Source organism: Roseibium aggregatum (assembly GCF_017309185.1).
In the GTDB taxonomy this organism is placed as follows: Bacteria; Pseudomonadota; Alphaproteobacteria; order Rhizobiales; family Stappiaceae; genus Roseibium; species Roseibium aggregatum_B.
Genome location: NZ_JAEKJZ010000007.1, coordinates 130,009 through 154,461, shown reverse-complemented (window position 1 = coordinate 154,461; position 24,453 = coordinate 130,009). Strand labels below are relative to the sequence as shown.

Below are 24,453 nucleotides of genomic sequence, written 5' to 3'. Positions count from 1 at the left end.
CCGGTTTTCGTTTGTGGGCGCCAGTTCCGGGCCAGCTGCCGGGTGGTGTTATCGCAACGGCTCGTTCACGTTTTCCGCGAGGGGCGCGGGAGGCAGTTTACCGTCGGCGAAGACCGGGACAGCCGCTTCGAAGGCATCGAGCCAGGCAACCAGCCTGGGATGATCCTGGCGCCACTGGCCGGCGAAGCGCAGGTCGAGATAGCCGAGGGTGCAGGCCAGCGTGATAGCCGCCGCATCGAGGGTCTCGTAAGAAGAGGGGGGCGCGGGTGTTTGCGCTTCGAAATAGGCAAGGCCCCGCTCCATCTTGGCGGCCTGATAGGAGTCCCAGGCAGGGTCACGGTATTTGGGGTCCTTAAAGCGCTTTTCATAGACCCTCAGGATTCCGGCGTCCATGATGCCGTCGGCAAGCGCCTGGTCCCGCAAGACCTTGAACCGTGCCTCTCCCTTGGGAAAAAGCCGACCGCCCCCGGCCAGAAAATCCAGATACTCCAGGATCACGGCGCTGTCATAAAGTACGCTGCCGTCTTCCAGGAGGAGGGCGGGGATCTTGCCGAGCGGGTTTTCGCCGCGCAGGCTGTCGGACGGGTCCGCGGTGTTGGCGTTTTCAACCTCGACCCGGTCCTTCAGCCCAAGGGCGGCGAGGGCGATCTTGACCTTGCGGCCGAAGGGCGAGGCGGGAGACGAGCGTAGTTTCATCATGATCTTGAACTCCAGGACTTTGCCAACCGGCGAGCAGGCCGTCGTTAGCGGGGAGGCGGAACCGAAATGCCACTTGCGCGGCAGCCGGACCGGTCGACTTCCGCGCAGGATCTGAACTCCAGGTCCTTGGTCAGGCAGATCCGGACTTCTTCCAGTTCGCCCCTTGAGCAGATTACGGCGATGCCCTTTTCCGTGAGACCCGGATTGGCGAGGCGGAAGGCTTTTTCGACCGTTGCGGCGGAGGTCTTGCCGCGTTTGTCCAAAGTTTCGAAAACACCTGGAATCCTGATTGTCTGATAGGCTTTCCGGGTAAGCTCGAAGTAGGCTTCGGGTTCGAGGCCGGAACAGGTTCCATGAGTGCGCCATTCGTGGAAGACAAGGTTATGGCTGGGCATGATGTCTTCCATGTCCACGGCGATTGACCGGTCGATCCGTTGCCGGACACCAGGGCAGGATTCAGGAAAGCCGCGCTCATACTGGGGCCAGAGACCGTGGACGACGAAGCGGAAGGGCCGGCGGGCGTCGCATTGATACGGGTTGGCGTCCTCGCCCTGCTGCCTGCAATAGGTGGGGGACCAGGAAAGGGCCAGCACGTAAAAATCAAACTGTCCGGGGTTCGCCGCTCGGGCCTGCGTGGAAAACAGGCAGATCATAAAGCAGGCGGAAAGCTGCCAGAGGCGGTGTCTGGCTCGACTCGGAAACGCCATCGCAGGAGGGTCCTTGGCCGGCCCGGATCAGCGCGGCCGGGTTGTGCTGCAATGGGCGCCGTAAACATGCCACTTGTCGAGCGGCGCGAGACAGGCTTCCACGTTCCAGCTTACGCCGACGAAACCGGCGTGTTCTTCAACCAGGTAGTGGACGGACTGAAGGCTGCCGTCGGACAGGCTTGCCTTGCCGCGGCAGTAACGCCGGGCGAGGGGACTGACCCTGTTGACGTCGAAGTCGACTTCCTGGATCTGGTCGATCCCCACGATGGTCCGTCCGGCGTAATAGCCCGCGTAGGCCCTTGCCACGGATCCGGCTACCGCGCTTTGAACCGCGGCAGCGGTGCATTCGGGTAACCGTTTTTCGCCGCTGAAAGAGAAATAGGCGCGGTTTTCCTCCGCTGCCGCCGGCACGGACACAGTGGCGCAAACGGCCATGGCGGACAGGATCATACGGACGGAACGGGCGGTATGCACGGCAAGAACTCCGGTCTGGAAACTGTGGGGAGACGATGGGGGAGCCGGCTCACGAGGTCAAGCTTTGAACCCGTGAAAAGTGATAAATGGACCGATTATTCCTCTATCCGCTGCGAGACGTCCCAGCCCGCGCCGGCACCTTGATGAAGAATGCCACAGAGCCAGGGAAGCACCGTGCGCATTTCTTCCGCAAGCGTGTAGGGCGGATTGATCACGGTCAAGCCGGAACCCAGCATTCGCGTATCCGGTCCGCTTTTTCCCACGTTGAGTTCCAGCGTCAGCACATCGCGCAGACCGGCCTCCTCGAAAGCTTCATGCATGCGCCGGATCGATCTGGCATCCTTCATTGGGTACCAGAGCGCATAGGTGCCGGAGGACCATTTTTTCCAGCCTTTGACGACCGCGCGGGTCATGCGTTCGAACTCGTCAGGAACCTCGAAGGCCGGATCGATCAGAACCATGCCGCGTTTTTCCTTCGGCGGCAGAAAACTGCCCATGGCCAGCCAGCCGTCCAGATGTATCGCCTTGACCTGATGATCGCCTTCAAAGGCTTTCGACAAGGTTTCGAAATCCGCCGAATGCAGTTCGGTCAGTGTCAGCCGGTCGTTCGGCCGCATCAGATGGCGGGCCAGGGCGGGCGATCCCGGATAGCGTTTCAGTGCCCCGTCCGGATTGAGATCGTGGATCACGTCGAGCCAGGGAGAAAGCAGTGCGGCGACCTGGTCCGGGATTTCCGCATCGAGAACCTTGCCGATGCCCTGCCGCCATTCGCCGGTCTTGAGGGTCTCTTCGGATGTCAGATCGTAAAGGCCGATGCCCGCATGGGTATCGAGAATGCGGAACGCCTTGTCCTTGCGCTGAAAATAGACGATCAGGCGGGCAAGCACGACGTGTTTGAGAACGTCGCCGATATTGCCGGCGTGATAGGCGTGCCGGTAGTTCATGCCGCCGGCCGGTCCGGGGTTTCGGGGGCCGGTTCCGGTTCACGCTTGAGATAGACAACCGCCTTGTCGCCGTGGTCGGCCTTGCCGATCTCCCGGAAACCGAGCCTGTTGTGAAAGCGCAGGGAGCCGGGGTTGGGCGGGCGCTCGTTGACTTCGCAGACAAAACTGCGCCCTGTGCCGGCAAGACGGCGGAACAAGGCTTCGTAGAGCGCTTCCCCGGCCTTTCGGCCCCGCAGGGCCTCGTCGACGAAGATGCGGTCGGTATAGGCGAAATTCTCAAGCCGGGCGCTCAGCCAGGCATAGTTCCGGCTGTCATAGTCGGCACCGTCTCCCAGGCACAGCAGCAGGCCGGACGGGGTTCCGTCCAGATCCGCGACAAGGCAGACAAGAGCGGTGTTGACCAGATCGAGCAGCTCTTCCGCCGTCAGTTCGTTCACGGCGGGAACGGCGGCGTTGTTCAGCGACAGGAGCGCGCTCAGGTCGCCCGGCTGAAACGGCCGGATCGTCAGGGCGGTGAGTTGGGCAGTCATCGGGCTTCTGATTTCTCTTGAGACAGGTGAGCCATCCGGGGACGGTTGGAGGCATACACGAGGGCGTCACCGATAGTCGGATGATCTTATAGGCGGAGTGGCTGCCGCTGAAAGATCGGTATCGCGGCGAAATGACCAACGTTGGTCCATCAAAAAGACAGGGCGCGGCATCGCCGCGCCCGCCATCGCTTTCACCGGGGTTTACCGGAAAGCTCTAATCTTCGACCGGAGTGTTGTCTTCCGCCGCCGGTTCGCCGTCTTCTTCGATAACCTGAAGGTTCACGGCTTTCGGCCCCTTGCCACGACGGTCCGGCTCGGTTTCGAAGGAAATCCGCATGCCGCTGTCGATGGTGGTCAGGCCCGAGCGTTCGACGGCGGAAATATGCACGAACACATCCGCATCGCCTTCATCGGGCGTAATGAAGCCGAAACCCTTGTCGCTCTTGAAGAATTTTACCGTGCCGGACTGACGCGGACCGCGTTCCACGGGCGGCATGTCGCGGCGCGGTCGCTCAGACCGAAAACCGTCGCCGCCTTCACGGCCACCGCCATAGCCGCCCCGGCCACCGCCGCCGTAACCGCCTTCGCGATTGCCACCGCCGTAACCGCCTTCGCGGTTGCCGTAGCCGCCGCCGTAACCGCCTTCGCGGTTGCCGTAACCGCCGCGATCGCCGCCGCCGTAACCGCCTTCACGGTTGCCGTAGCCGCCTCGACCGCCACCGCTGTCCCGATCACCGTAACCGCCGCGGCCGCCGCCACCGTAGCCGCCACGGCCACCGCCGTCCCTGTCGTCGCGGCCGTAGCCGCCACTGAAATCATTGCCGCGTCCACCGCCGCGATAGCCGCCATCCCGGCCACCGCCAAAATCACCACCGAAATCGCTTCCGCCAAAATCACTGCCGAAGTCTTGCGGACCGCCAAACTCGCGCTTGCCGCCGCGCCGACCACGCGACCGCCGGTCCGAATCGCCATCGTGCATTACCAAATCACCTTAAGCTTCGTGCCCCTTCGGCACATACCAACCACCATCACCCGTCTTAACAGTCGAGCCGCCACGCCTAGGCGCACCCGGTGCGCCTATTCAACATTCTGAGATCGGGTTGAAACAGTATTGCTGCATCCCCATCCAGCCGCTGCGGCAGCATCATAACGGCGGGACGGGCGAAATCGCAAGAAAATCCTTGATCCGCGCGCTAATTCGAGGCGTTTTTTAGAGGCCAGGTGTTTGACCAATTGGACAAGTCCGGGGCCGATCCGTCGCAGGTCTTGCGGGAGGCTTCTTCCATGAGAACGAAGCCGGTGCCGTTCCAGCTCCACCGGTTCCACAGGCCGCATTCACCGATTCCGGAGCCCTTGAAATAGCTTATCAGTTGCTGGTCTGCCGGAATCCACCTGGCGTTGTAGATGAGGTCCATGGCGATGGGACCCTTGTCCGACATGCGGGCGACATGGACCTGACGGGCCGCGCCGTCCTGTCCCGACAATATGGCGACATAGGGACTGTTGTAGGCCGTGGGGGCGCCGCAGGGCACGACGTAAAGCGATGCGTTGTCCTCGAGCGGGGCGCGGACGGCGTTGAGGCTGGCGAAAATCGTCGGATCGATTTCCGAACACAACCGGTTGGCCGACCAGATCGCGGCGACCTGTTTGGGCAACTTGTCCGGGCTGACGAGCGGAATGGCGTGGGGGGCATCCTTGGCGGGCGCATCGCCCGGCGCGACGATGGCGGCGACCGTTCCGGTCCGGTCCTGGCGGTTGTCCAGCCATGACAGGCTTTCCTTGAGACCTGCCAGGGGCACCTGGACGGGAACGGCTTTCGCGCCGTTGACGGCGGGCAGGCGGACGGTGAGCTGACGGCCCTGCCGCATCGCGTCCAGAAGAGCGGCGGTCGCGGGACCGGTTGGATACCAGAAGCCTTCCCCTCCGAGCGGACGGAAACCTCCCGGCGAGGTGACAGTGGACTGCATTTCGCGAAGTTGCTCGAGCGGGAGGGCTTCAATGACCTCACCGTCAACCAGGAATCTCAGGTTTCCGTCCTGAGGCAGCTCCGTGTTTGTCGTCAGACGGACGAGGGGCTGGGCTTCGGCCTGCCAGTCGCGCACGATGCGCAGATCCACCCAGACGGACTGAGCCCGGGTGAAGGAAGAGGCGAAGCAGACGCCGGTGTTGCCGCAGTCGACGGTCCAACCCTCGAAACTCGACGGCGCGCGGCCCGGTTGCGCCATCCCGGCTGTCGCCGTCAACGAGGCTACAACGGTCAAAATCAGGAGTGTGAGCAGTCTCATTAGGTCCGGTTACCCGATTGTTCTTGCCTTCTTCTCAGAGGGCTTATCTTCTTGTACGAAATGCACGCGGCAAGGTGAAGCCGCCAAAACGCAGAAACTCGAAACCGGCCGATTTTGTCCCGTATTTGTTATGCAATGATGCGGGAGATTAACGCAATCCGTATCAAGGAGGTGGATATGCCGCAGGAGACGACAAATCCGGGTGATGACGAAGCGGGCCAGAACGGCGGCGACACGCCCCCCATTCAGGTCATGGTCATCGGCGTCACGCCGTTCCAGCAGAACTGTTCCCTCATCTGGGACCCGCAGACGATGCGGGGCGCCGTGGTCGATCCGGGGGGGGATGTCGACCGGATCCAGGCGGCGATCCAGAAGCAGGGCGTCAAGGTTGAGAAAATCGTTCTCACACACGGGCATATCGACCACGTGGGCGGGGCCGCCGATCTCGCAGCGGCGCTCGATGTCGACGTGGAGGGGCCGCATGAGGCGGACAGGCCTCTCATCGAGCGGGTCGCCGATCAGGCCGTCCAGTTCGGTATCGAGGGGGCAAAGCCGGTCACGCCCGACCGCTGGATAGCCGAGGGCGAAACGCTGGAAATCGCCGGCAGAACCTTCGATGTGCTCCATTGTCCCGGCCATTCGCCCGGTCATCTCGTCTATATCGACAAGGAGCTGCGCTTCGCTCTTTCCGGGGATGTGCTCTTCGCCGGCTCAATCGGCCGGACGGATCTGCCCGGCGGCGACCACGCAACCTTGATCAAGTCGATCAAGGAGAAACTGCTGCCGCTCGGAGACGACATTTCGTTCCTGCCCGGACACGGCCAGGCCTCGACATTCGGTCACGAGCGCGAGACGAATCCTTTCCTGACTTAGGAAAGGACCTCGTCAGAGGAGGGCGCGAAGATCGTCGATCTTGTCGTTGACCAGCCAGCCGTAATAGTTCTCCCGCGGCCAGGTGCGGCCGCTCCGGCGGAACTGTGACGCCCGGCTCCAGGGGTTGCCCACATTGTAGAGCGTCGCGGTGAGGCCGGGGTTCTTGGAGATGTCGACCTTGCCGGCGGACTTATAGGCGTCGATGGAATCCCGGATGATCGCAGCCATGTAATGGAGCGAGATATTGGGGTCCATTGTCGCCTTGTACACCTGGTCCGGCTGCGAAGCCTGAAGTTTCCTGAAGTTGCTCTTGCGGGAGACCATGTCCGTCATCTTCAGGACGGTCAGCGGGCTCAACTGCCCGAGGCCGAAGCTTTGACCGGCGAACAGGGGCTGGAAAAAGGCCTCGTTGAAGTTCTTTTTCGGGTATCGCACCCCGTCCACCCTGCGGCCGCGGAACTTGCTGTTCCAGACGTTTTCGTAGCAGGACCAGCGCCGGTCGCTGTTGTTCTGGATACTGTCCTTCTGACAGGAGTTGAACTGCGGCCTCTGGACGAATGCATCGACATGCTCGCCGTTCAGTTCGAAGTCGAAGCGCAGTCCGGCGTAGCTGAGCGCCTTGACATAATAGGACTGGGCGCTGTCCAGGGTGTTGTAATTGTAGGTGTGTTCGCCGACGATCGCCCCGATCAGATGGATCGGATCGATACCGTAGCGACCGGCCACGCGCTTGATCGATGATATCAGGCGCCGGTCTCGTTTCAGCACGCCCAGAACCTTCTGGAACTTGGCATCGTAAGAGGATTTCGACGCCGCCGTCCGGCGCGCGGAGGCGAAGGGGATTTTTGGCTGGGACCGGTAGCGGTTTCCTTCCGGCACGACCCGGACCGACTGGGCGGCGGCCGGCTGGCTGAAAACGATGGGAGCCGGCAGGGAAGCGAGCATCGCTCCGGCGAGCAGGACTGCAGCCGCAAGTTTGGACTTGGACCTGGATTGACCGGATTTCGTGCACATCATGACCGCCCGCGCCTGGCAAGGTTATTCGTTAAACGCCGGGCGCAAGCCCTAGCGTCAGCAGGCCAGGAACAGCTCGAACAGCCCGCCGGATGGGAATGTATATAACGCATCTTTAAAAAGCCCCCAGAGAAAAACATTGCCCCCAAGACAATTCAACCGGTTCTTCCCTTTTAGAGGAGGCCGTCAACAAAGAAGTGATGCCCGTCACAGGGTTTTGTTTCCCGGAACACTTAATCCTAGCGGGTAATATTTTATTTTTTGGTGAAGCTGGCTACGGGACCCATTCTGAGACGCACGGCGCCCGGAACGCCGAGGAAATCGTAAAAGGCCTTGTGCTCGCGCAAGCCGCAGAGTTCGCGCTGGATGGTGACATGCCAGAGGGCCTCGCCCGCCTCCAGGAGCAGGCGGTGTCCCGCATCTCCGCCGGTATCGTCTGTGCGGTCGTGTTCGGCCAGCCGGGCGAGGGCGGTTTCCAGTTTCTTCGTCAGCCGGCTCAGCGTCGCCGCCTTTTCGTTGAAGACTTCCTGTTCAAGCGCCTGGGACAGAGGGTCCTTGTCCCTGTTTTGCAAGGATTGCGGCGGGCGTAGGGTCAAGATCGCGGCCTCTTTGTCTGGACTCCGGAGCGTACAAGACGTCACACACGAGGTTCGGGAGTGGCAAGATCTTTTTCAAGGCAGAGGAAGGTGCAGAGCGCGACGGTCTTCAGGAGGCAGGGCAGGCCGGCATAGATCAGGCTGAGGGACAGGGCGACGCCGGCGGTCATCGGGGCCGCGGGCTGATAGCCGAAAAGCGCAAGCAGGGGCAGGGCAAGTCCGGTTGCAACCGCGAGCGCCGACTTCGACAAAAGGGTCATGACGGAAAAGAGCCGCGCCGTTTCTCCCTGCCGTCCGTCGTCTTCTATGTGATCGGCGAGAATGGCGGGGGGCAGCGCAAGGTCGGCGCCGAGGGCGAGGCCCGAGAAAGCGCAGACCAGGCCGTAGAGCAGGAAATCGCCTTCCTGTAGAAAGGCGGCCCAGAAGAAGGTTGCGATGGCGAGACCCATCGACAGTTGCCAGGCGCGCAGCTTGCCCAGGGCGCGGGCAAACAGGGTCCAGAGCGGCATGGACAGCACGCCGGCCAGAAAATAGGTCAGCAGGAAGGCGCCCGCGTAGGCCTCGCCGCCGAGGCGGTCGCGAATGAAGAACAGCACAAGAACGGCCGGGATGGCGCTGGCGAAGCCGTTCAGGAACAGAAGGCCGAAGAACACCCTCCGCCAGCGGCTCCTGAAAAGAAGTTTCCAGCGCAGGGTGGAGCGGTCCGGCGGGTACCGGTCAAGCGGCGCTGTCTTGAGCCAGCCCGTCAGGACCCAGTAGGCGGCTGCCAGAAGCGGCAGATAGGCGAGCGTCAGCCAGTGAAACGCGGCCGCGGTATCGCCGAACCGGATCAGGAGTTGCGGCAGAATAGCCGCGGTCAGGAGACCGAGCAGGCCGAAGGCTTCCCGGCTCGCGGTGATCCTGGTCCGCTCCCTTGCCTGGACCCGCCAGAGCCCGCCGAGCGCCTGAAAGTTGATGGAAACGATCGAGAAACCGGTCGTGCAGATCAGAACGGAGGCGGCGAACCAGAGCAGCGGATAGGCATTGAGCGGGTGAAACAGCATCCAGAAACCCACGCCGAGCAGGATTGTTCCGGCCCCGAGGATCCAGGTCCGCTGTTCGTGGAAGCGATCGCTCAGGTCGCCGATCAGCGGATCCTGCAGGGCGTCGATCAGGCGCAAGGCGAGAAGGATCGATCCGAGCGCCGCAAGCGGTTGCTGAAGAACGACGGCATAAAAGTCAGGCGCATTCAGGTAGATGGGCAGGCCGGCAAAAGCCAGCGGGAAGGCCATGAGGCTGTAGGCGGCAAGGGCGCGTGGGCCGGCGGATCCGTCCATCCGACGCCCGATGCTAGGATGACCTGCGTCGACCGTCACGAACCGGCACCGACCAGTCTGGCGCGAAGCCCAGGATTGCGGGTGCTGCTGCCGAGCCAGATGTCATAGAAGCGGCTGGCAAAGGCGGGGTCGGCGATCGTTCCCAGCTTGCGGTTGCCGAGATAGAAAACCGCGCCGCCGCCGGAGGTACGCACGCCGGTGATGGTCTGTCCGGCGGTTATGTCGGGAAAGATGGCTTCCATCTGCCGTTGCCAGGCGCCGATCTGCCGTTCGGAAACGCCGCCCTGCCTGCGGATTTCCTTGACGGAGCTTTCCACGATGGTCCTGCTCTTGAAGTCCCGCAGGTAGGTCAGCTTCAGGGCGAAGGGGCCGGAGGAGCGGTAGTCGCCGCCGGGCGCGTAGAGTTCGGCATCGAACAGCTTCAGGCCAAGAAAGGTCATGCGCCCCTTGCCGACCAGTTCCGCTGCGGGAACCGAGCGGGCGGCCGCCCCGATATCGGCGCGTGCGCCGTCGGTGAAGGACAGGACAGCCAGAAGCGTCAGGCAGACCGTAAGGGCTGTCCCTTTCGGGAGCGTGGCGAACGAACGGGAAAACATCGGAACCTCCTCTTCTTGCAAGCTGCGTCAGGGCGTGCTTTTGGGTCTACGCGGGAAGAGGGCGCGCGGATCTGCAAATCTTGCGGTTCAATTTTTCGTCAGGGCGGGTTCGTTCGGGTCTTTTCGGGACCGTCATGTTTTCTTCGACATTGCGATGCAGTATAGTGGCGCGAGAGCGGACGGGTCCGGCGGTTTTTCCGGGCGGCACCGTGCCTGCCGAGAAATTGCCGGGTCGAAACTCCCGGCGCCAGCCAGACATGACACGGCGTTTGCCCGCGGCAACGTCAAACGCGAACACAGCAAGGGTCCCGGACGGGAGCCCCTGGGGCCGGTGCGATGAGCGACAGCGATCTGAAACCGAGAGTGAAGCAGAAGACCAGGGTCCAGAGACCGAAGCTCTACAAGGTCCTCTTGCTGAATGACGACTACACGCCCCGTGACTTCGTCGTCCTCATCCTGAAGGCGGAATTCCGGCTCGATGCCGCGCAGGCGGAAGCCGTGATGATCACCGCGCATCAAAAAGGCGTCTGCGTTGTCTCCGTCTACCCCAAGGACGTCGCCGAGACCAAGGCGACCCGCGCCATCGACGCCGCTGGCCAGCTCGGCTATCCGCTGCAGTTCACCGTGGAGCCGGAATAGGGATTCCCGGGACGGGCTCTTCGGGGCTTTCGCAAACACTGAGCTTTGCCGCTTGCTCTTATCTCCTCTGTCACCCCGGATGGAGCGTAAGCGGAAATCCGGGGCCTACTCATTTCCAGAGTGAAACAGCTCAGAACACAGCCTTTATTCCAACCTCAACAAATAAGACCCTATTTGATGAGGTTGGTTTTCCTCGAAAGGAAAGGCGAGTGGGTCCCGGTTCTGCGCTCACGCTTGACCGGGATGACACCGAATGAAATCTGCAAGTTTTCCGAGGCTTGGCTCTCACCCGATTGCCAAAATAGGCAAGCCATGGCTCGCGCCTGTGGGCTCTGAGCCGACAACTGGCGAAAGAGTGGGGAAAGCCCCGATCAGTCGCGCAGCTTGACGATCTTGTCGTCGCCGCCGCCCGGCGTGTCGTCATCGGGGCCGTTGTCGTCCGCTCCGGTGACGTCGTCCTCGATCTCCATCGGGGTGAGGTCGGCATCCCGGGGTTCGGTGATGCCGAGTTCTTCCGCCGGATCGTAGCTGCCGGTGATGCCGAGTTCCTCGGCCGGGCCCTTGCCTTCCATGGCCATCTGGTAATTGGCGATGACCGACTTGAGCTGGACGATCTGCTCGTTGGCCGTGTCGACCTGGATCTTGTAGCGCTGCAGGCGCTTGTTCTCTTCCACCAGGTCTTCCAGGTTGTCGGCGTATTTCTGGTTCTGATTGCGCTGGTGATTGAGGTCGGTGAGGGCCGAATTGTAGCGCAGGTTGACCTCGCGCAGCTTGGCGGAGGTCGCCATCAGCTCGTTGCGGTCTTTCTCGTGGTTCTTCTGGGCGCTGTCGAGCAGGTGCTCGATTTCCTGCATGCGCTTCAGGAGATCGCGGTTGCGCTCCTTCAGGGTGGAGTTCTCGCGGGCCATTTCCTGCAGCGACTGGGCGCCGATCCGCCGCTGGGACGACAGGTTCTCGATTTCCGCGTTGAGCGCATAGACCTCGTTGTCGTGCTTGCGCTGCTCTTCCTCAAGCCGGGACTTGGCATAGGAAAGCTCCTGGTTGGCCACGTCCAGATGGGACTTCAGGTCGATGTTGTCGTTTCGGAACTCGACCAGCTCGCGCTTGGCGGCTTCCAGCTCGCTGGAGCTCTGGTTGTTCTTGCGGACCTCGTCTTCCAGAAGCTTGGCGCTTTCCGAAAGGTTCTGCTGCAGTTCCTTTTCCCGGTGCCGCAGCGCCTCCACGTCGGCTTCCAGGCCTTCGGCGTGCTTTTCGAGGTTCTCGTATTTGACCTTCAGATCGTTGAGCTCGCCGGACAGGTTGGAAACCTGGTTATTGGCCTCCACCAGCTTGGCGCTCTGCAGCCGGTATTCCTCGTTGACCTTCTTGTTGTTGTCGCGGATCGACACGATGTCGTTGCGGGCGGTCTCCAGCGCGGTGCGGGTCTCGGTGGCGCGCTTGCGCAGGGAGTGCACTTCGGCCTGGGCATCCTCCAGCTGGGTGGTGAGCGTCCGGACCTTGTGTTCGGCATCCAGAAGGTCGGTGGAGATCTTGGCGTTTTCCGACTTCAGACGGACTTCGGTCTCGACCGAGGTCCGGGACGTTTCCAGGAACTCCGACAGCATGCGGATGGAGGTCTGGCTTTCGGAGGCGAAGGCAGACATCTGCTCGAAGGTCTGATTGAGGCCACCCATGCGGGCCTTCAGGCCGTCCAGCTGGTTCATCTTCTCCTGCATTCTCAGGGCGAAGGGCGACAGCTGTTCCACATTGCCGGAGGTTTCCGCGCGCATATCCGTGGCCGTCGCGTCCTCTGTGCCGGTCTCGATCCGCTGCTCCGGGTTGCCGTCTTCACCCGGGCGCGAGGTTTTCGAGAAAATGCCCATTCCTGTCTCCTGACTGGTCCACCCGTCGCCTGGATGGAATTCACGCAAAACTTTACTCTTTATTAACCCATAAGGCTTGGCCGTTTCAACGACTCAGGGGAGCTGGCGAACAGAATACAACGGCAACCGTTACCCCAAAAAGACAGATATCCCCGGTATTTTAACGAGTCTTCGGGAATGGTTAATCGGCAGTGGATTGTAAACGCGGCGTCATGCCCGCATCGGGCCGCCGCGATTCCCGTTTCGTGTCCGCCGGGCAACGGTCCTCCGGCAAATTTTCATCCCGCCCGGGACCTCTGCGAAGCCGCTTGGCTTGTTGGGGGGAACTGCCGGATAGTCGCTTTCACGCGGCGGCGGGTGTCTCGAAGGGCACCTGATGTTTCGTTCACGGGGCGTCCGCTCAGGTTCAACCCTTTACAGGCAACTTCGGGCCCTTCTCTCGGCGTGTCGTCCAGGCTGGAGCGCAGCGCAAGTCCGGGATCCAGGACTCCCGGTCGCATGGGTGACCCCGTGACTTTCGTGGCTACCGGGTTTCTGCCTTCGCAGGAAGAACACTAAACCAACGATCGGATGCCGGTCCGGCTGCGGGAAATCAGTCCCCCATCTCGTCGATCGTCCAGCTCAGCGGCCAGCCTTCCGGCGGTCCGGTGACCCCGTCGCATTCGGATTTCTCCAGGTATTCGTCCAGAGTGTAGCGGCCGGAGTCGGCCTCGAACACATGCCGCTCGAAGGCGCCGCAGTCGTAATTCGGCGAATAATAGGTGGTGCCGGTGATCTGGTTGGTGTCCGGGTCGAACTGCAGATTGTTGACCAGCGCGTGGTTGGGCCGGTTGAAGCCCGGTGGCGTTTCGAAATCGTAGCTTTCATCAAGCGACGGATCGAAGGGGATGTGGGTCGCGATGTAATAGGGCACATTGGCGTCGGCGGCCGTGCAGGGCACGACCCAGACCTCCGCGTCGCCTTCGGTGAAATACTGCGCGCCATAGGCGGGCACCGTCTCGTCGAGGGCGCAGTCCAGTGTCCGGTAGCCGAGCATCTGCACGTGGTCCGGGATCTCGCCGGTGCTGTAGACCAGTCCGCGCGCGCCCCGGTCGAGACCGCTGTTGTTGGTCTCCTGCGACGGCATGACCGGCGGCGGCAGGTCGTCCGCCGGCGCGGCGGGCGCAGGGGTGTCGGAGGCCGGTTCCGCCTCGGCGAGCAGCACCTGTACTTCCGCCGGTTCGCCACCCCAGGCGACAATGGCGTCGAGGCGGCCGATGCGGTCCTGTTCCTCGTCCATCTTCAAAAGCGCGTGGGTGAGCCCGGCGAGCGAGACCTCGTAGGTCAGCGTGCCAGTGGCGCCGCCGTATTCGATCTGGATCAATGCCTCCTGCCCAAGCCGCAGCTGTTCCATCAGTGCCCGGTCGGCGTCGCCCGGGAAGGTCATCTCGTTGCCGGTGTAGATCTTGCCGGCCTTGCCGAAATAGCCGTAGTTCTCTTCCTCGCCGGTAATCTCGATGCGCGCCCGCAGGCCGGTTTCAAGCTGTGTTTTCGGGCGGAAGGTGACATAGACCTGACTGGCGGGCTTGCCGTTGCGCTCGACCTTCAGCCGGAACGCCTCGCCGTTGGAGCCTTCGCCGTCCGTCTCCGCGATGCAGTAGCCCTTGGCGTTGCAGCGCAGCGTCCAGTCGCCGAAGGCGGTCTCGGCCAGTTCGGCGGAGGCGCCGCCGGTAAAGGCCAGCGACGCGGCCAGGCAGATAAGAATTCGATCGGTCACGCAAGCCTCCCTGACCCGTTCCGGACCCGCCGGACCGGCGGCTCCGGCGATTCCGCCAGCATGACCGGGCGGACCGGGAAGTCAATTGCGACTTCTCGCGGGGACGGCGCGCTGAAAGCCGGAACGGACCCGACCCGCCGGTCGCGCATTGACAGGAGGTCCAGGGGCGGGTCATGTGGCTCCGCCGGAGCGGCGGCCCCGATCCGCCTGGAGGCCACCACCGGACCCGCCTTGTTCCCAATCCTCCCTTTCAGGAGTTTCCCGCCATGCGCCTGACGCCGCCGTCCTTTCTCGTCTTCCTGATTTCGCTCGCCATCTTCGTCTACGCCGTCCTGCCGCTCGCCGGCGTCGCCCTTCCGGTCCTCGGCATTCCGACGCTCTACATGCTGATCGCGGCCTACGTAGTCCTCGCCGCCGGGGTGCTGTTCAAGGGGATCTAGAGCGCGATTTGCTCTGACGGGGGAAACGGAGCTCGCTGGCGCTCGCGCTGATGCGCTGGGTTCCGGATCGGCGTGCAGCGGGCCGCACTTGTCCGGAAGGACGGTGGAGAGTCACACCCCCCTCCACCGTCATTCCGGCCGGTCTGCAGCGAAGCTGCATGGCCAGAGCCGGAACCCAGCGATCTTTCGCGCCGAAGGCGCGGCTTTATTTCTATCATCGGACCCAAAATGAGTTGCGGTGTCGCGCGTTACACGCAACTCTCTCTCCATGACCGCCTACGTCTATATCCTCGCTTCGGATCGAAACGGCACGCTTTACCTTGGCGTGACCACCGACCTGCCGCGCCGGCTGTTTGAGCACCAAAACGGTCTGACCGAGGGCTTTTCCAGCCGCTACGGCGTCACGCGCCTGGTCTTCGCGGAACAGCACGCGCGCATCGATGACGCCATCGTTCGGGAGAAGCAGCTCAAGAAATGGAAGCGGGCCTGGAAACTTGACCTGATCGAGGAGAGCAACCCGGACTGGCGGGACCTTTCAGAGTTGGGGCTGTTTTGACCGGAAGGGGCTGGAGCATCTGCCTCTCCACCGTCATTCCGGACCAGTGAGGCGAAGCCGAACGCCGATCCGGAACCCAGAAATCTTTCGCGCCAAAGGCGCGGCTTTGCTTAAACAAGGCTCCTGACGACGAAAAGGAACTCGCTTGCGCTCGCGCTGATGCGCTGGGTTCCGGATCTGCGTGCGGCAGGCCGCACTTGTCCGGAAGGACGGTGGAGAGGCCGGGCGTCTACTGCCCCGGTCGTCCACTCTTCTTCGGCCGTCCCCTGCGCCGTTTCTCTTCCGCCGGATCCTCATAAGACCCTGCTCCAATCCGCTCCCGCCGGACCGGCTTGACCGGATCGTCGCCGCGACCGAGCGGGACTTCCGTGCGGCCGACCGTCATTTCGTCCAGCGTGTTCTTGCGCACCCTGGCGCTCGGGGCGGGCAGGGCGGTTTTGTCTTTTGCGGCCCGGGCCCGGTCGGCGGCGGTCTGTTTCTTCTTGCCGCTGGCGCCTTCCTTGGTGCCGCCGGCGCCGAACTTGCGGTCGCCGCGGTAGCCGCCAGACTTGGCGTCGACATCGGTCTGGCGGGCCATGGCGTCGTCGGCGACGGCCAGTTCTGTGGCCTGGAGCCGCTTGATCTCGTCGCGCAGGCGGGCGGCGGTCTCGAAGTCGAGGTCGGCGGCGGCGTCGCGCATCTGTTTTTCCAGATCCTCGATATGGGCGGCGAGGTTGTGGCCGACCAGCGAGCCTTCCTCGGCGAAGCCCGCGTCCACGGTGACGTGGTCCTGTTCGTAGACGCTGTCGAGGATGTCGGCGATGTTGCGCTTGACGCTTTCCGGGGTGATGCCGTGCTCCGCGTTATAGGCGAGCTGCTTTTCCCGGCGGCGCTCTGTCTCGGCGATGGCGCGTTCCATGGAGCCGGTCATGTGGTCGGCGTAGAGCACCACCTTGCCGTCGACGTTACGCGCGGCGCGGCCGATGGTCTGGATCAGCGAGGTTTCGGAGCGCAGGAAGCCTTCCTTGTCGGCGTCCAGAATGGCGACCAGGGCGCATTCGGGAATGTCGAGGCCCTCGCGCAGGAGGTTGATGCCGACGAGCACATCGAAGGCGCCGAGGCGCAGGTCGCGGATGATCTCGATGCGCTCCAGCGTGTCGATGTCGGAATGCATGTAGCGCACGCGCACGCCGTTCTCGTGCAGATATTCGGTGAGGTCCTCGGCCATGCGCTTGGTCAGCGTGGTCACCAGCGTGCGGTAACCTTTCTGGGCGACCTCGCGGACCTCGCCCAGGAGATCGTCCACCTGGCTGGTCGCCGGGCGGATGTCGATCACCGGGTCGACCAGGCCGGTCGGGCGGATGACCTGCTCGGCGAAGACGCCGCCTGATTCCTCCATCTCCCAGGAACCCGGCGTGGCGGAGACGGCGACCGACTGCGGCCGCATGGCGTTCCATTCCTCGAAACGCAGCGGGCGGTTGTCCATGCAGGACGGCAGGCGGAAGCCGTATTCGGCCAGCGTCGCCTTGCGGCGGAAGTCGCCCCGGTACATGCCGCCGATCTGCGGAATGGTGACGTGGCTCTCGTCGGCGAAGACGATGGCGTTGTCCGGCAGATATTCGAACAGGGTGGGGGGCGGCTCGCCGGGCTTGCGGCCGGTGAGGTAGCGCGAATAGTTCTCGATGCCGGCGCAGGAGCCGGTGGCCTCCAGCATCTCCAGGTCGAACATGGTGCGCTGTTCCAGCCGCTGCGCTTCCAGCAGGCGGCCGTGGGCGTTCAGTTCCTCAAGCCGGTGCTTCAGCTCGTCCTTGATGGACTTGACCGCCTGGTTCAGCGTCGGCTTGGGCGTGACATAGTGCGAGTTGGCGTAGATCTTCACGCTTTTCAGTTCGCCCGACTTCTGTCCGGTCAAGGGGTCGAACTCGGTGATCGTCTCGATCTCGTCACCGAAGAGCGACACGCGCCAGGCGCGGTCCTCGTAGTGGGCCGGGAAGATCTCGATGGTGTCGCCGCGCACCCTAAAGGTGCCGCGCTGGAAAGCGGCGTCGTTGCGCTTGTACTGCAGGGCCACAAGGTCGGCGATGAGCTGGCGTTGGTCGAGGCGCTCGCCGACCTCGATGGCGAAGGTCATCGCCGTATAGGTCTCGACCGAGCCGATACCGTAGATGCAGGAGACGGAGGCGACGATGATGACGTCGTCGCGTTCCAGAAGCGCGCGGGTGGCGGAGTGGCGCATCCGGTCGATCTGCTCGTTGATCGAGCTTTCCTTCTCGATATAGGTGTCCGTGCGCGGAACATAGGCTTCCGGCTGGTAGTAGTCGTAGTAGGAGACGAAATACTCGACCGCGTTGTCCGGGAAGAACGACTTGAACTCGCCGTAGAGCTGGGCCGCGAGCGTCTTGTTGGGGGCGAGGATCAGGGCCGGGCGCTGGGTGCGGGCGATCACCTGGGCCATGGTGTAGGTCTTGCCCGAGCCGGTGACGCCGAGGAGCACCTGGGTCTGCTCGCCGCTGTCGATGCCCTCCACCAGTTCGGCGATGGCGGTCGGCTGATCGCCGCGCGGCTCATACTCAGATTTCAGGACGATTTCGACGCCGCCTTCGGACTTCTGCGGCCGGTCGGGGCGGTGCGGTACCCACATCTCGCCGTTCTTGTGCAGCGGATTGCCGCTCTCGATCAGCTTCGACAGGGCGTCCACAGTGGCGGTCGCGCCCTGGTTGCCGGTCAGCTCGCCGAACTTGCTGTCCTTCTTCTTTTTCTTGTTGTCCTTCTGGTGCTGCTTGAGCTGTTTTTCCAGCGACTCGGCCGGGCCGTTTGCGCTCCCGGTTGAGCGCTCGCCTTGCTCGCTAACCCCCGCGGGGGCGGCCTGACCGGCCGACGCGCCGTCGCGCTTGCCTTCGCTTCGCTTCGGAGCTTTTTTACCCTTGCTGGCTGCTTTCTGCCTTGCGAACAGCTCTTCGGCTTCTTCAAGTGAAATATCGAGGCCGGCGATGGGATTCAGCCCACCAGCCGCGCGTTCGCGTGGAGTGTCGGCCTTGCCCATGGAGGTGCCACGCGCGGACCGCACTGGTTTTTCTTTTTTTGCGCTCAAGGCCGTACGCGCTTTCACGCTGGCCTCCGCGTGGGCGGCCTGACCGGCCGGCGGCCGCTTGGCCTTGCCTCCGCTTTGCTCCGGAGATCCTTTTCCCTTGCCAGTGGCTGTCGGCGTCGGCTTCTCCGCCTCTTCCGCGATTTCGGCGGCCCAGTCGCTGATCGAGCCTGACAGAGGCGCGCCGGTCAGCGGCTTCTGCGGGGCTTCGCCGAAGCCGTCGTCCTGAGGTGTGTCGTCGGGAGAGGATTTGGGGGAACGCTTGCTCATGCCCGCAATATGGTCCGGTTGCGCGCACGAGGAAAGGGGGGGAGCACGGACAGATGCGGCTTTTCGCAACTTCTTGCCAGTCTCCTGACATAAGGGTGTCAGGAAGCGCCGAAAAAAGAGGCCCGCGCGTTAAAAATGGGTGGGAGCGCGGGCCAGGATGCGGTTAGGTCACGGGGCGATGGGGTCTCCTCCGATCAGTTCATCAGTTCCAGCGAGGTGGCGAGGCGGCCGCCTGTCTCCGAAACTCCGTGATACCAAGGGTCGTAATCAACGACCCTTGGTATAAGTGACCAGAACTTCCATTCCGATCGTCAATTCATCCTGATCGATGGTGTTCGCCAGGGGATAGTCCGATCCGTCGTCGAGGGCAAAGCTGCCGCCTTGCCAGTCGATGGACAGGATCGTGCCGGCGACTTCATCCGCCTGCGCCGATTGGAGGCCCAGGGCGGGTAGCGCAAGCAGCATGAGCGCCGTTGCCGTGGCAGCAAACCATCTGATCAGGGGTGTCTCCGAAAAATGTGCCGGGTCCGGTTCTTGGAGCTTTGGGGGGCAAGCCGGTCCCGGCACGGTTTCAGCCGTTAGAGCTAATCACGTTTACCGGACTCGCTTCTCGCTGCCTGAAATCAGGGATTTCAAGGCAAAAAGCGATGCACGATTTGTCCAGTCAAACGCGGCAGGCCCTAGGGTTGAACTTCGATAGCGAGGATCGCATCGACGCCGTCTTCCGCCGAACCCTCGAAGCTGATGACAACGGTTTCACCGGCCGCCAGGTCTTCCGGAACGAAGATGTCGTCCGGAACATTCTGGAATTCGGTCTTGTCTCCAAGCACGAGCGTGCGGGTTTCCATATTCCAGGAGCCGACGGTAGCGGTGATGCTGTCGGCTGCGGCCGGAAGAAGACCGGCCACGAGGAAGGCAGCGCCCAATACAAAGCCGCGAAGGGCCATGGCAAATTATCCTTTCAAGGATTTGAGATGTTCGATGTGCAGAGGTGTCGCGGCCGTGACGGGGAAATTCGGTCTGTCACGACGGCTTGGGTTCTCTATCCATCTCATGCCGGGACCGTCTTTTTGACCGGTCCTGAAAAGCACTGCCTGGTGAGTGGCTTACGCGGGACGCGCTTAACCCTGCTGAGCCGGATTCAGCGCCTGGATTGCGGCGGAATTTGGGCTTAAATCGCGGCGCAAAAAATATATTTTCAGACGCGTCGGGAGCCAGGCTCCGGGACGTGTCAGCGGCACGCGCAGACGGACATCCGGCCCGGTACGGTGGTATGCCATTGTCCCGTCCAGCTGCGGCCCTGGCCGCCGCAGACGGCGGGGCATTTGCCCTGGGCGTCCGCGTCGTTCCAGATCGGGCCGGCCTCGAACTCGTGGCCGCGGCGGCGGTGTTTTTCGCAGCTGCAGACCGACATCTGTCCCTGGACCGTGGTATGCCACTGGCCGTTCCAGCGCGCGCCCAGACCGCCGCAGACACCCGGGCATTTGTTCTGTGCGTCCATGTTGTTCCAGATCGGGCCCGCCTCGACATTGTAAGGCTGGGCGCGCAGCGGTTCCAGGGCGCCGCCCAGCAGAACAAGGGTCAAAAGAAACACTCCAATCAGGCGCATGGGACACTCCTCAGCGGCTCGAGATTTGAAAGAACTTTGCGCAGGCAAGCCCGGGCGCGGGGCGTTCAGGCGCGCTTGAGCGTGGCCGGCGAGACGTCTTCGTCTCTGCGTTCCGACGGACGCGTTTCCCGCTCGTACAGGTCTTCGATGCACACGGCCCTGTTGCGCCCGTTTTCCTTGGCGCTGTAAAGCGCCCGGTCGGCGAGGCTGAGCAGGTGGGAGGGCGCGTCAGCATGTTTCGGCGCACTGGCCCAGCCGATGCTGGCACCGATCCGGGCCATGCCGCCGGACACGGGGATCGGCTGAGTGACTGCGTCAATGACGCTGTCGCACAGCCAGCGGATCCGCTCGTCGCCGATATCGCCGGTCAGAAGCACCATGAATTCGTCGCCGCCCATGCGGGCGATCAGGGCATCGTCCGGCAGCGCCGCGTGCAGGCGACGGGCGACCTGCCGGATCACCATGTCGCCGGCCTCGTGGCCGTAGGTGTCGTTGACCTCCTTGAAGCGGTCGAGATCGATCGCCATGACGGTGCAGGGGCAGGTATGGCAATCCGTGATCGCCCTGTCGAAAATCTCGCGGAAATGGACCCGGTTCGCCAGCCCCGTCATCAGGTCGTGGGTGGCCATGTGGCGGTTGCGCGCCTCGCTGTCTTCCAGGGCCTTCGATCTTTGCGCCAGCTTGCGGGCGAAATAGGCGCCGATGGCAAGGAAGCTGAGGATCAGGGCAACGGCGATCGGGCCGATGGCCGTCCGAATCCTGGCGCCCGGCGCTCCGCTGGTCCATTCGAAAGAACCGACGGGGCTGTGGCCGCGCGTCGCGACCGGGACGGAGGCCGCCTGGGACACCGCGCCGCCGGTGTATTGAAAGCCCTTGAGCAGGAGGGTGTCCGCCATCTCCTCCAGAAAGGCCTTTTCGATCAGCGACACCGATACCAGGACGCCCGGAGGACCGTCCGGCAGGGAAACGCCTCCGGTTGCCGGCACGATCGCCATGGCGCTCACCAGCGCAGGCTTCCCGCCGATGTCGCGGATATCCGTCGCGTAGATCGGCGCAAGCCTGCCTTTTTCGACGTAGCGGATCCTGTAACCGTCCTTGGTGGGGCGGCGGGCGGTCTGATAGCCGATGCGCGCCCGGGCGACCAGGTCGCGCGTCGCCTCGACGATCTCCCGTCCGGCGCTCGCGGCAAGAAGTTCGTCCTCCGCCGCGACCAGCACCGGGGTGTTCTTGCCGTCCAGGATCAGGGTCCAGTCGTCGTGGAAATCGGACCACATCTGACGGGCGATCTCGCGGGCGAATTCGGGGTCGAGCGTGTCGTTGGTCCGGAGTTCCGAGACCGTCTGGTCGTTGACGGCGACGAAGGTCTGGTGCCGGGCCGCCAGCTCCTGGCTGTGCTTCAGGGCCTCGGTGACCAGGGAGCGCTCGTATCGGAGCGCAAGGCTGTCCGCGCTTTGGGTGGTGCTGAGGAACAGATAGGCCATGGCGAAAACGCCACCCGCCAGAAGCAGCGAAATCGACCCATAGACAAACCGGCGCAGACGGACGCTACCATCGGGGCCGCCTGTTGTACAGCGCACATAATCGGACGCTCGATGCCTTTTCCTCGTCACTCTTCCCCCCCCGTTGTCGACCGCTTCCCGGCCGGTTTCGTTCCCCGTGTCGTTCCCTGAAACAGGTGTCGCACGTCGACAGTGAAAATGCGGTTTGCGCAAAAGTGCGGAGGCGGGGATTTGCGAGTCTGGGTTAATGCGGGGTTAGGAGGAGAGGGAGGATTTTAGAGAACCCGGATGCACCGTCTTCGAGTCCGGTTCTGCTTGTTCCCGGCCAACCCGGGAAAGGTCGCTGGCGAAAAACGTTCAGCGCCTAAAAGAAATCTTAAGTGCTTTTACATATTCAGAAAAATCAGGATGCAGCGTGCCGGCTGAGGCATGCCGAAGTGTGGGAGACTATCCGAACATGACTGCCGTCGTAGCGTTTCGTACGAACGTATTCGCCCTTTTCCTGAGTATACTGTCGCTTCCCGCACTCGCGGCGAGCCAGCCCGATCCGATCGATTATTCGATGTGGTTCCTGTCCGATGTCCGCGACACGCCGGAATGCGACCTCTCTTACGTCGACGGGCGCTACGATTTCGGCGACGCGGTGACAAATCCCGCGATTTCCTGTCCAGATTCCTTTGCCTGGAAGGTGTTCACACAGGTCGTCCAGCAGAAATTTTGGGAAGACTGGACTTCGGACCGCCAGGCCTGGCCGTCGGATCCCTGGCCGCGGTGCGAGCCGGGTCAAACCGGCGAAAACTGCTGTTCCGAACTTGCGATTTCCAACGAGGTCTGGCCGCAGCACTGCCCGGTCTTTCCAGGCGCGACGGAAGGCTTGCCCAGGCATGTGCTTGGGACGCCTTCAAAGGCTCACCGGGTGCCGATGGCGGCAGCGGCCGGCGGCGCGGCGGACAAGCTGGGCAAGTGGAGCGACGTGCCGGGAAACATGAAGGCGCCGGTGATCGGTGCTGTCCAGAATGAGCTGGTCTTCCGCAACAAGGCTATGATGGATTACATTTTCGACCGGCAGATGTACCACGTTGAAGGCTTGAAGGCGATCTATGGGGCGCATCTGGAGAAGCTGGGAGCCTATGCTCCGTATCGCGCGAAACCGCTCAATCCCGTCCAGCCGACGAGCCCCACCGAAGCCTCGGCATTCGTCGAGTTCCCGATCCAGTCGATCATGGTGAAGGTCAACATGATGTCCTTCGAGAACGCCCGCAAGCTCGGCATGGATCCGGAAGATCCCGACAATCCGTACATTGTCGTGAACCTTGTGCCCAAGGTGGACGACGACACGGCGACCACGCCGGAGGTTGAGCTTGAACCGCAGATCCTGCTGGCGTTCCACGTTTCGACCAAGGACCTGCCGAACTGGTTCTGGGCGACCTTCGAACATGTTGCCAACCAGGGCCGGTGCGACTGGCTCGGCTGCAATGACAGTTTCGGCTATATTTCAACCACGACCCTGGAAATCGGTGGCGATGGGCCGCAGAGCCCTTCCGGCAACTACCAGCCGCCGCACAAGCTGATGAATGCCGACGGCACTTCGGTTTCAGCCTTCGATCTTGCCAGGACCTACGTTGGCGTGGACAGGATTTCTCCCGAACTGGACGCGCTCTTCAAGGCTACGGGCATTGCAACGGCGGACAGCGTCAACACGTCCGGCCGTCCGACGCCCGGGGACAAGGCCTGGCGTTCCTACAGGCTGAAGGGGTCGCAGACCAATTTCGTCGATCCGACCGGACGTCCGACGCTGCTCGGCAATTCCGTCACGGAGGCGGGGTTCGTTAACAGCGCGTCCTGCATTTCCTGCCATGCGCGTGCTGGAATCGACGACAAGGGGCTCGTTCCGCTGGACATTTTCGTCGATACGCTGAGCAACGCTGGCATCCCGAAAAGCTTCAACGGCACGCCGGTCGACGCGTGGTTCTACGTGAACGGCTATTACGGGGTGAACGGTCAGCGGGAAGCTCCCGCCGTGCGGGCGGTGCCTGCCGATTTCGTCTACGGCATCCGCAACGCCTGTCCGATGTCCGAAATGGAGGTCGGGCAGAAATGGTGCAAGAACGTCAAATCCAAATAATTCAACTTTAATGAGGCGGTGCCTTTCGCGCCGCCTCGTTTCTGTCCGGCTGGAGAGAAAGCATGATTGAATACGCAAGGTGGCTGAACCGGATTTTTTCGCATCTGCAAGACCCGTTGTTCCTGATCGGACGGGTGCTCTTGTGCTTCATCTTCTTCAATTCCGGTTTCGACCGTCTCACGGGAGGCTGGGACGCCTCGGTCCATTTCATGCAATCGCACGGGGTCCCGCCGGTCTTCCTGCCGTTTGCCACCGCGCTTGAGTTCTTCGGCGGCCTTTTCCTGGCACTCGGCTTCCTGAGCCGGCTCTGTGCCCTCGGCCTGGGCATCTTCTCCGTGTCCGCGGCGTTCTTGTTTTTCGGCGATTTTTCCAACGACGACCAATGGATCTCCTTCCTCGACAACATCGCCATCGCCGGCGGCATGCTGTTGATCATCGGCGCCGGACCCGGACGTCTGTCGCTGGACTATCTGTTCAGACTGGACAGGAAACCAACGGCCTGACACGGCGTCCTTCGATCCGCTCCCGGCGCTGCGCCAGTCAACTCGCGTCACTGCGGTGATGCCGGTGTGAAGGGTGAGCGCGGATGCCGTTGG

The 24,453-nt window shown here is 62.7% G+C and carries 24 protein-coding genes; 6 read left to right on the top strand and 18 right to left on the bottom strand.

Translation table 11 applies throughout. From position 1 onward, the window contains the following. Positions 1–48: 48 nt before the first annotated feature. The 7 genes from JF539_RS24800 to JF539_RS24770 all read right to left on the bottom strand — a co-directional run bounded on the left by JF539_RS24800 (position 49) and on the right by JF539_RS24770 (position 5,639). Positions 49–699: a glutathione S-transferase family protein gene (locus tag JF539_RS24800; protein WP_207143523.1), complete on the bottom strand. Its 651-nt coding sequence runs from the start codon at positions 697–699 to the stop codon at positions 49–51. Between the two features lie 44 nt (positions 700–743). After that, positions 744–1,406, bottom strand: a complete 663-nt coding sequence (locus JF539_RS24795; RefSeq protein ID WP_207143521.1) for a ribonuclease T2 family protein — start codon at positions 1,404–1,406, stop codon at positions 744–746. Between the two features lie 27 nt (positions 1,407–1,433). Further along, positions 1,434–1,880, bottom strand: a complete 447-nt coding sequence (locus tag JF539_RS24790) for a hypothetical protein (protein ID WP_209017581.1) — start codon at positions 1,878–1,880, stop codon at positions 1,434–1,436. 95 nt (positions 1,881–1,975) lie between these two features. Next, on the bottom strand, positions 1,976–2,824 hold the full coding sequence (locus JF539_RS24785; protein WP_207143520.1) for a 23S rRNA (adenine(2030)-N(6))-methyltransferase RlmJ: 849 nt from the start codon (positions 2,822–2,824) through the stop codon (positions 1,976–1,978). Then, a complete protein-coding gene (locus JF539_RS24780; RefSeq protein WP_207143519.1) occupies positions 2,821–3,354 on the bottom strand; it encodes a GNAT family N-acetyltransferase in 534 nt (177 codons plus the stop codon). The genes JF539_RS24785 and JF539_RS24780 overlap by 4 nt, the downstream gene beginning before the upstream one ends. A 214-nt stretch (positions 3,355–3,568) precedes the next feature. Next, complete coding sequence (locus JF539_RS28070) at positions 3,569–4,333, bottom strand: cold-shock protein (protein ID WP_328809314.1); 765 nt, start codon at positions 4,331–4,333, stop codon at positions 3,569–3,571. A gap of 214 nt (positions 4,334–4,547) precedes the next feature. After that, positions 4,548–5,639 (bottom strand): DUF1176 domain-containing protein, encoded by a 1,092-nt coding sequence (locus tag JF539_RS24770; protein WP_209017580.1) that lies wholly within the window; start codon positions 5,637–5,639, stop codon positions 4,548–4,550. Between the two features lie 252 nt (positions 5,640–5,891). Between JF539_RS24770 and JF539_RS24765 the strand changes: the two genes are divergently transcribed. Further along, positions 5,892–6,512: an MBL fold metallo-hydrolase gene (locus tag JF539_RS24765; protein ID WP_236042666.1), complete on the top strand. Its 621-nt coding sequence runs from the start codon at positions 5,892–5,894 to the stop codon at positions 6,510–6,512. A 12-nt stretch (positions 6,513–6,524) separates the two neighbouring features. On the opposite strand, the gene JF539_RS24760 is transcribed toward JF539_RS24765, so the two are convergent. The 4 genes from JF539_RS24760 to JF539_RS24745 all read right to left on the bottom strand — a co-directional run bounded on the left by JF539_RS24760 (position 6,525) and on the right by JF539_RS24745 (position 10,034). Further along, complete coding sequence (locus tag JF539_RS24760; protein ID WP_236042654.1) at positions 6,525–7,529, bottom strand: DUF1402 family protein; 1,005 nt, start codon at positions 7,527–7,529, stop codon at positions 6,525–6,527. Between the two features lie 251 nt (positions 7,530–7,780). Then, the gene (locus tag JF539_RS24755; protein ID WP_207143516.1) at positions 7,781–8,122 is read right to left on the bottom strand and encodes a DUF6665 family protein; all 342 of its coding nucleotides are present in this window, start codon (positions 8,120–8,122) and stop codon (positions 7,781–7,783) included. Positions 8,123–8,163: 41 nt separating this feature from the next. After that, on the bottom strand, positions 8,164–9,438 hold the full coding sequence (locus tag JF539_RS24750; RefSeq protein ID WP_209017578.1) for an MFS transporter: 1,275 nt from the start codon (positions 9,436–9,438) through the stop codon (positions 8,164–8,166). Between the two features lie 35 nt (positions 9,439–9,473). Beyond that, positions 9,474–10,034: a chalcone isomerase family protein gene (locus JF539_RS24745; protein WP_207143514.1), complete on the bottom strand. Its 561-nt coding sequence runs from the start codon at positions 10,032–10,034 to the stop codon at positions 9,474–9,476. A 336-nt stretch (positions 10,035–10,370) separates the two neighbouring features. On the opposite strand from JF539_RS24745, the gene clpS reads away from it, so the two are divergent. Next, complete coding sequence (clpS, locus tag JF539_RS24740; RefSeq protein WP_207143512.1) at positions 10,371–10,673, top strand: ATP-dependent Clp protease adapter ClpS; 303 nt, start codon at positions 10,371–10,373, stop codon at positions 10,671–10,673. 371 nt (positions 10,674–11,044) lie between these two features. Here clpS and JF539_RS24735 read toward each other — a convergent pair whose 3' ends face one another. Both JF539_RS24735 and JF539_RS24730 read right to left on the bottom strand, forming a co-directional pair. Then, on the bottom strand, positions 11,045–12,535 hold the full coding sequence (locus JF539_RS24735) for a hypothetical protein (RefSeq protein ID WP_207143510.1): 1,491 nt from the start codon (positions 12,533–12,535) through the stop codon (positions 11,045–11,047). A 592-nt stretch (positions 12,536–13,127) separates the two neighbouring features. Then, complete coding sequence (locus tag JF539_RS24730; protein WP_207143508.1) at positions 13,128–14,291, bottom strand: DUF1176 domain-containing protein; 1,164 nt, start codon at positions 14,289–14,291, stop codon at positions 13,128–13,130. A 173-nt stretch (positions 14,292–14,464) separates the two neighbouring features. On the opposite strand from JF539_RS24730, the gene JF539_RS24725 reads away from it, so the two are divergent. Together JF539_RS24725 and JF539_RS24720 are read left to right on the top strand one after the other, a co-directional pair. Further along, positions 14,465–14,731 (top strand): hypothetical protein, encoded by a 267-nt coding sequence (locus JF539_RS24725; protein ID WP_207143506.1) that lies wholly within the window; start codon positions 14,465–14,467, stop codon positions 14,729–14,731. Positions 14,732–14,999: 268 nt separating this feature from the next. Next, entirely contained in the window at positions 15,000–15,287 is a 288-nt protein-coding gene (locus tag JF539_RS24720) for a GIY-YIG nuclease family protein (RefSeq protein ID WP_207143886.1), read from the top strand. Positions 15,288–15,516: 229 nt separating this feature from the next. Here the strand turns inward: JF539_RS24720 and uvrB are convergent, their stop codons facing one another. The 5 genes from uvrB to JF539_RS24695 form a co-directional block, all read right to left on the bottom strand. Continuing rightward, positions 15,517–18,309, bottom strand: a complete 2,793-nt coding sequence (gene uvrB / locus JF539_RS24715) for an excinuclease ABC subunit UvrB (RefSeq protein WP_419247703.1) — start codon at positions 18,307–18,309, stop codon at positions 15,517–15,519. Between the two features lie 582 nt (positions 18,310–18,891). Next, positions 18,892–19,089, bottom strand: coding sequence for a DUF1344 domain-containing protein (locus JF539_RS24710; protein ID WP_207143502.1), 198 nt, complete (start codon positions 19,087–19,089; stop codon positions 18,892–18,894). Between the two features lie 215 nt (positions 19,090–19,304). Continuing rightward, positions 19,305–19,571: a hypothetical protein gene (locus JF539_RS24705; protein WP_207143500.1), complete on the bottom strand. Its 267-nt coding sequence runs from the start codon at positions 19,569–19,571 to the stop codon at positions 19,305–19,307. Between the two features lie 284 nt (positions 19,572–19,855). Then, the gene (locus JF539_RS24700) at positions 19,856–20,233 is read right to left on the bottom strand and encodes a mannan-binding lectin (RefSeq protein ID WP_207143883.1); all 378 of its coding nucleotides are present in this window, start codon (positions 20,231–20,233) and stop codon (positions 19,856–19,858) included. A gap of 65 nt (positions 20,234–20,298) precedes the next feature. Next, on the bottom strand, positions 20,299–21,843 hold the full coding sequence (locus JF539_RS24695; protein ID WP_207143498.1) for a diguanylate cyclase domain-containing protein: 1,545 nt from the start codon (positions 21,841–21,843) through the stop codon (positions 20,299–20,301). Positions 21,844–22,189: 346 nt separating this feature from the next. On the opposite strand from JF539_RS24695, the gene JF539_RS24690 reads away from it, so the two are divergent. After that, positions 22,190–23,857 (top strand): hypothetical protein, encoded by a 1,668-nt coding sequence (locus JF539_RS24690; protein ID WP_207143496.1) that lies wholly within the window; start codon positions 22,190–22,192, stop codon positions 23,855–23,857. A gap of 62 nt (positions 23,858–23,919) precedes the next feature. Then, on the top strand, positions 23,920–24,360 hold the full coding sequence (locus tag JF539_RS24685) for a DoxX family protein (protein ID WP_207143494.1): 441 nt from the start codon (positions 23,920–23,922) through the stop codon (positions 24,358–24,360). The last annotated feature ends 93 nt before the right edge of the window (positions 24,361–24,453 follow it).

Bases quoted from the DNA above. Each gene is read 5' to 3' on its own strand.
- JF539_RS24780 (WP_207143519.1), bottom strand. From the start codon at position 3,354: ATGACTGCCCAACTCACCGCCCTGACGATCCGGCCGTTTCAGCCGGGC.
- JF539_RS24700 (WP_207143883.1), bottom strand. From the start codon at position 20,233: ATGCGCCTGATTGGAGTGTTTCTTTTGACCCTTGTTCTGCTGGGCGGC.
- JF539_RS24725 (WP_207143506.1), top strand. From the start codon at position 14,465: ATGTGGCTCCGCCGGAGCGGCGGCCCCGATCCGCCTGGAGGCCACCAC.
- uvrB (WP_419247703.1), bottom strand. From the start codon at position 18,309: ATGGGCAAGGCCGACACTCCACGCGAACGCGCGGCTGGTGGGCTGAAT.
- JF539_RS24770 (WP_209017580.1), bottom strand. From the start codon at position 5,639: ATGAGACTGCTCACACTCCTGATTTTGACCGTTGTAGCCTCGTTGACG.
- JF539_RS24735 (WP_207143510.1), bottom strand. From the start codon at position 12,535: ATGGGCATTTTCTCGAAAACCTCGCGCCCGGGTGAAGACGGCAACCCG.
- JF539_RS24750 (WP_209017578.1), bottom strand. From the start codon at position 9,438: ATGGACGGATCCGCCGGCCCACGCGCCCTTGCCGCCTACAGCCTCATG.
- JF539_RS24705 (WP_207143500.1), bottom strand. From the start codon at position 19,571: ATGGCCCTTCGCGGCTTTGTATTGGGCGCTGCCTTCCTCGTGGCCGGT.
- JF539_RS24685 (WP_207143494.1), top strand. From the start codon at position 23,920: ATGATTGAATACGCAAGGTGGCTGAACCGGATTTTTTCGCATCTGCAA.
- JF539_RS28070 (WP_328809314.1), bottom strand. From the start codon at position 4,333: ATGCACGATGGCGATTCGGACCGGCGGTCGCGTGGTCGGCGCGGCGGC.
- clpS (WP_207143512.1), top strand. From the start codon at position 10,371: ATGAGCGACAGCGATCTGAAACCGAGAGTGAAGCAGAAGACCAGGGTC.
- JF539_RS24760 (WP_236042654.1), bottom strand. From the start codon at position 7,529: ATGATGTGCACGAAATCCGGTCAATCCAGGTCCAAGTCCAAACTTGCG.
- JF539_RS24745 (WP_207143514.1), bottom strand. From the start codon at position 10,034: ATGTTTTCCCGTTCGTTCGCCACGCTCCCGAAAGGGACAGCCCTTACG.
- JF539_RS24710 (WP_207143502.1), bottom strand. From the start codon at position 19,089: ATGCTGCTTGCGCTACCCGCCCTGGGCCTCCAATCGGCGCAGGCGGAT.
- JF539_RS24795 (WP_207143521.1), bottom strand. From the start codon at position 1,406: ATGGCGTTTCCGAGTCGAGCCAGACACCGCCTCTGGCAGCTTTCCGCC.
- JF539_RS24690 (WP_207143496.1), top strand. From the start codon at position 22,190: ATGACTGCCGTCGTAGCGTTTCGTACGAACGTATTCGCCCTTTTCCTG.
- JF539_RS24765 (WP_236042666.1), top strand. From the start codon at position 5,892: ATGGTCATCGGCGTCACGCCGTTCCAGCAGAACTGTTCCCTCATCTGG.
- JF539_RS24800 (WP_207143523.1), bottom strand. From the start codon at position 699: ATGATGAAACTACGCTCGTCTCCCGCCTCGCCCTTCGGCCGCAAGGTC.
- JF539_RS24720 (WP_207143886.1), top strand. From the start codon at position 15,000: ATGACCGCCTACGTCTATATCCTCGCTTCGGATCGAAACGGCACGCTT.
- JF539_RS24785 (WP_207143520.1), bottom strand. From the start codon at position 2,824: ATGAACTACCGGCACGCCTATCACGCCGGCAATATCGGCGACGTTCTC.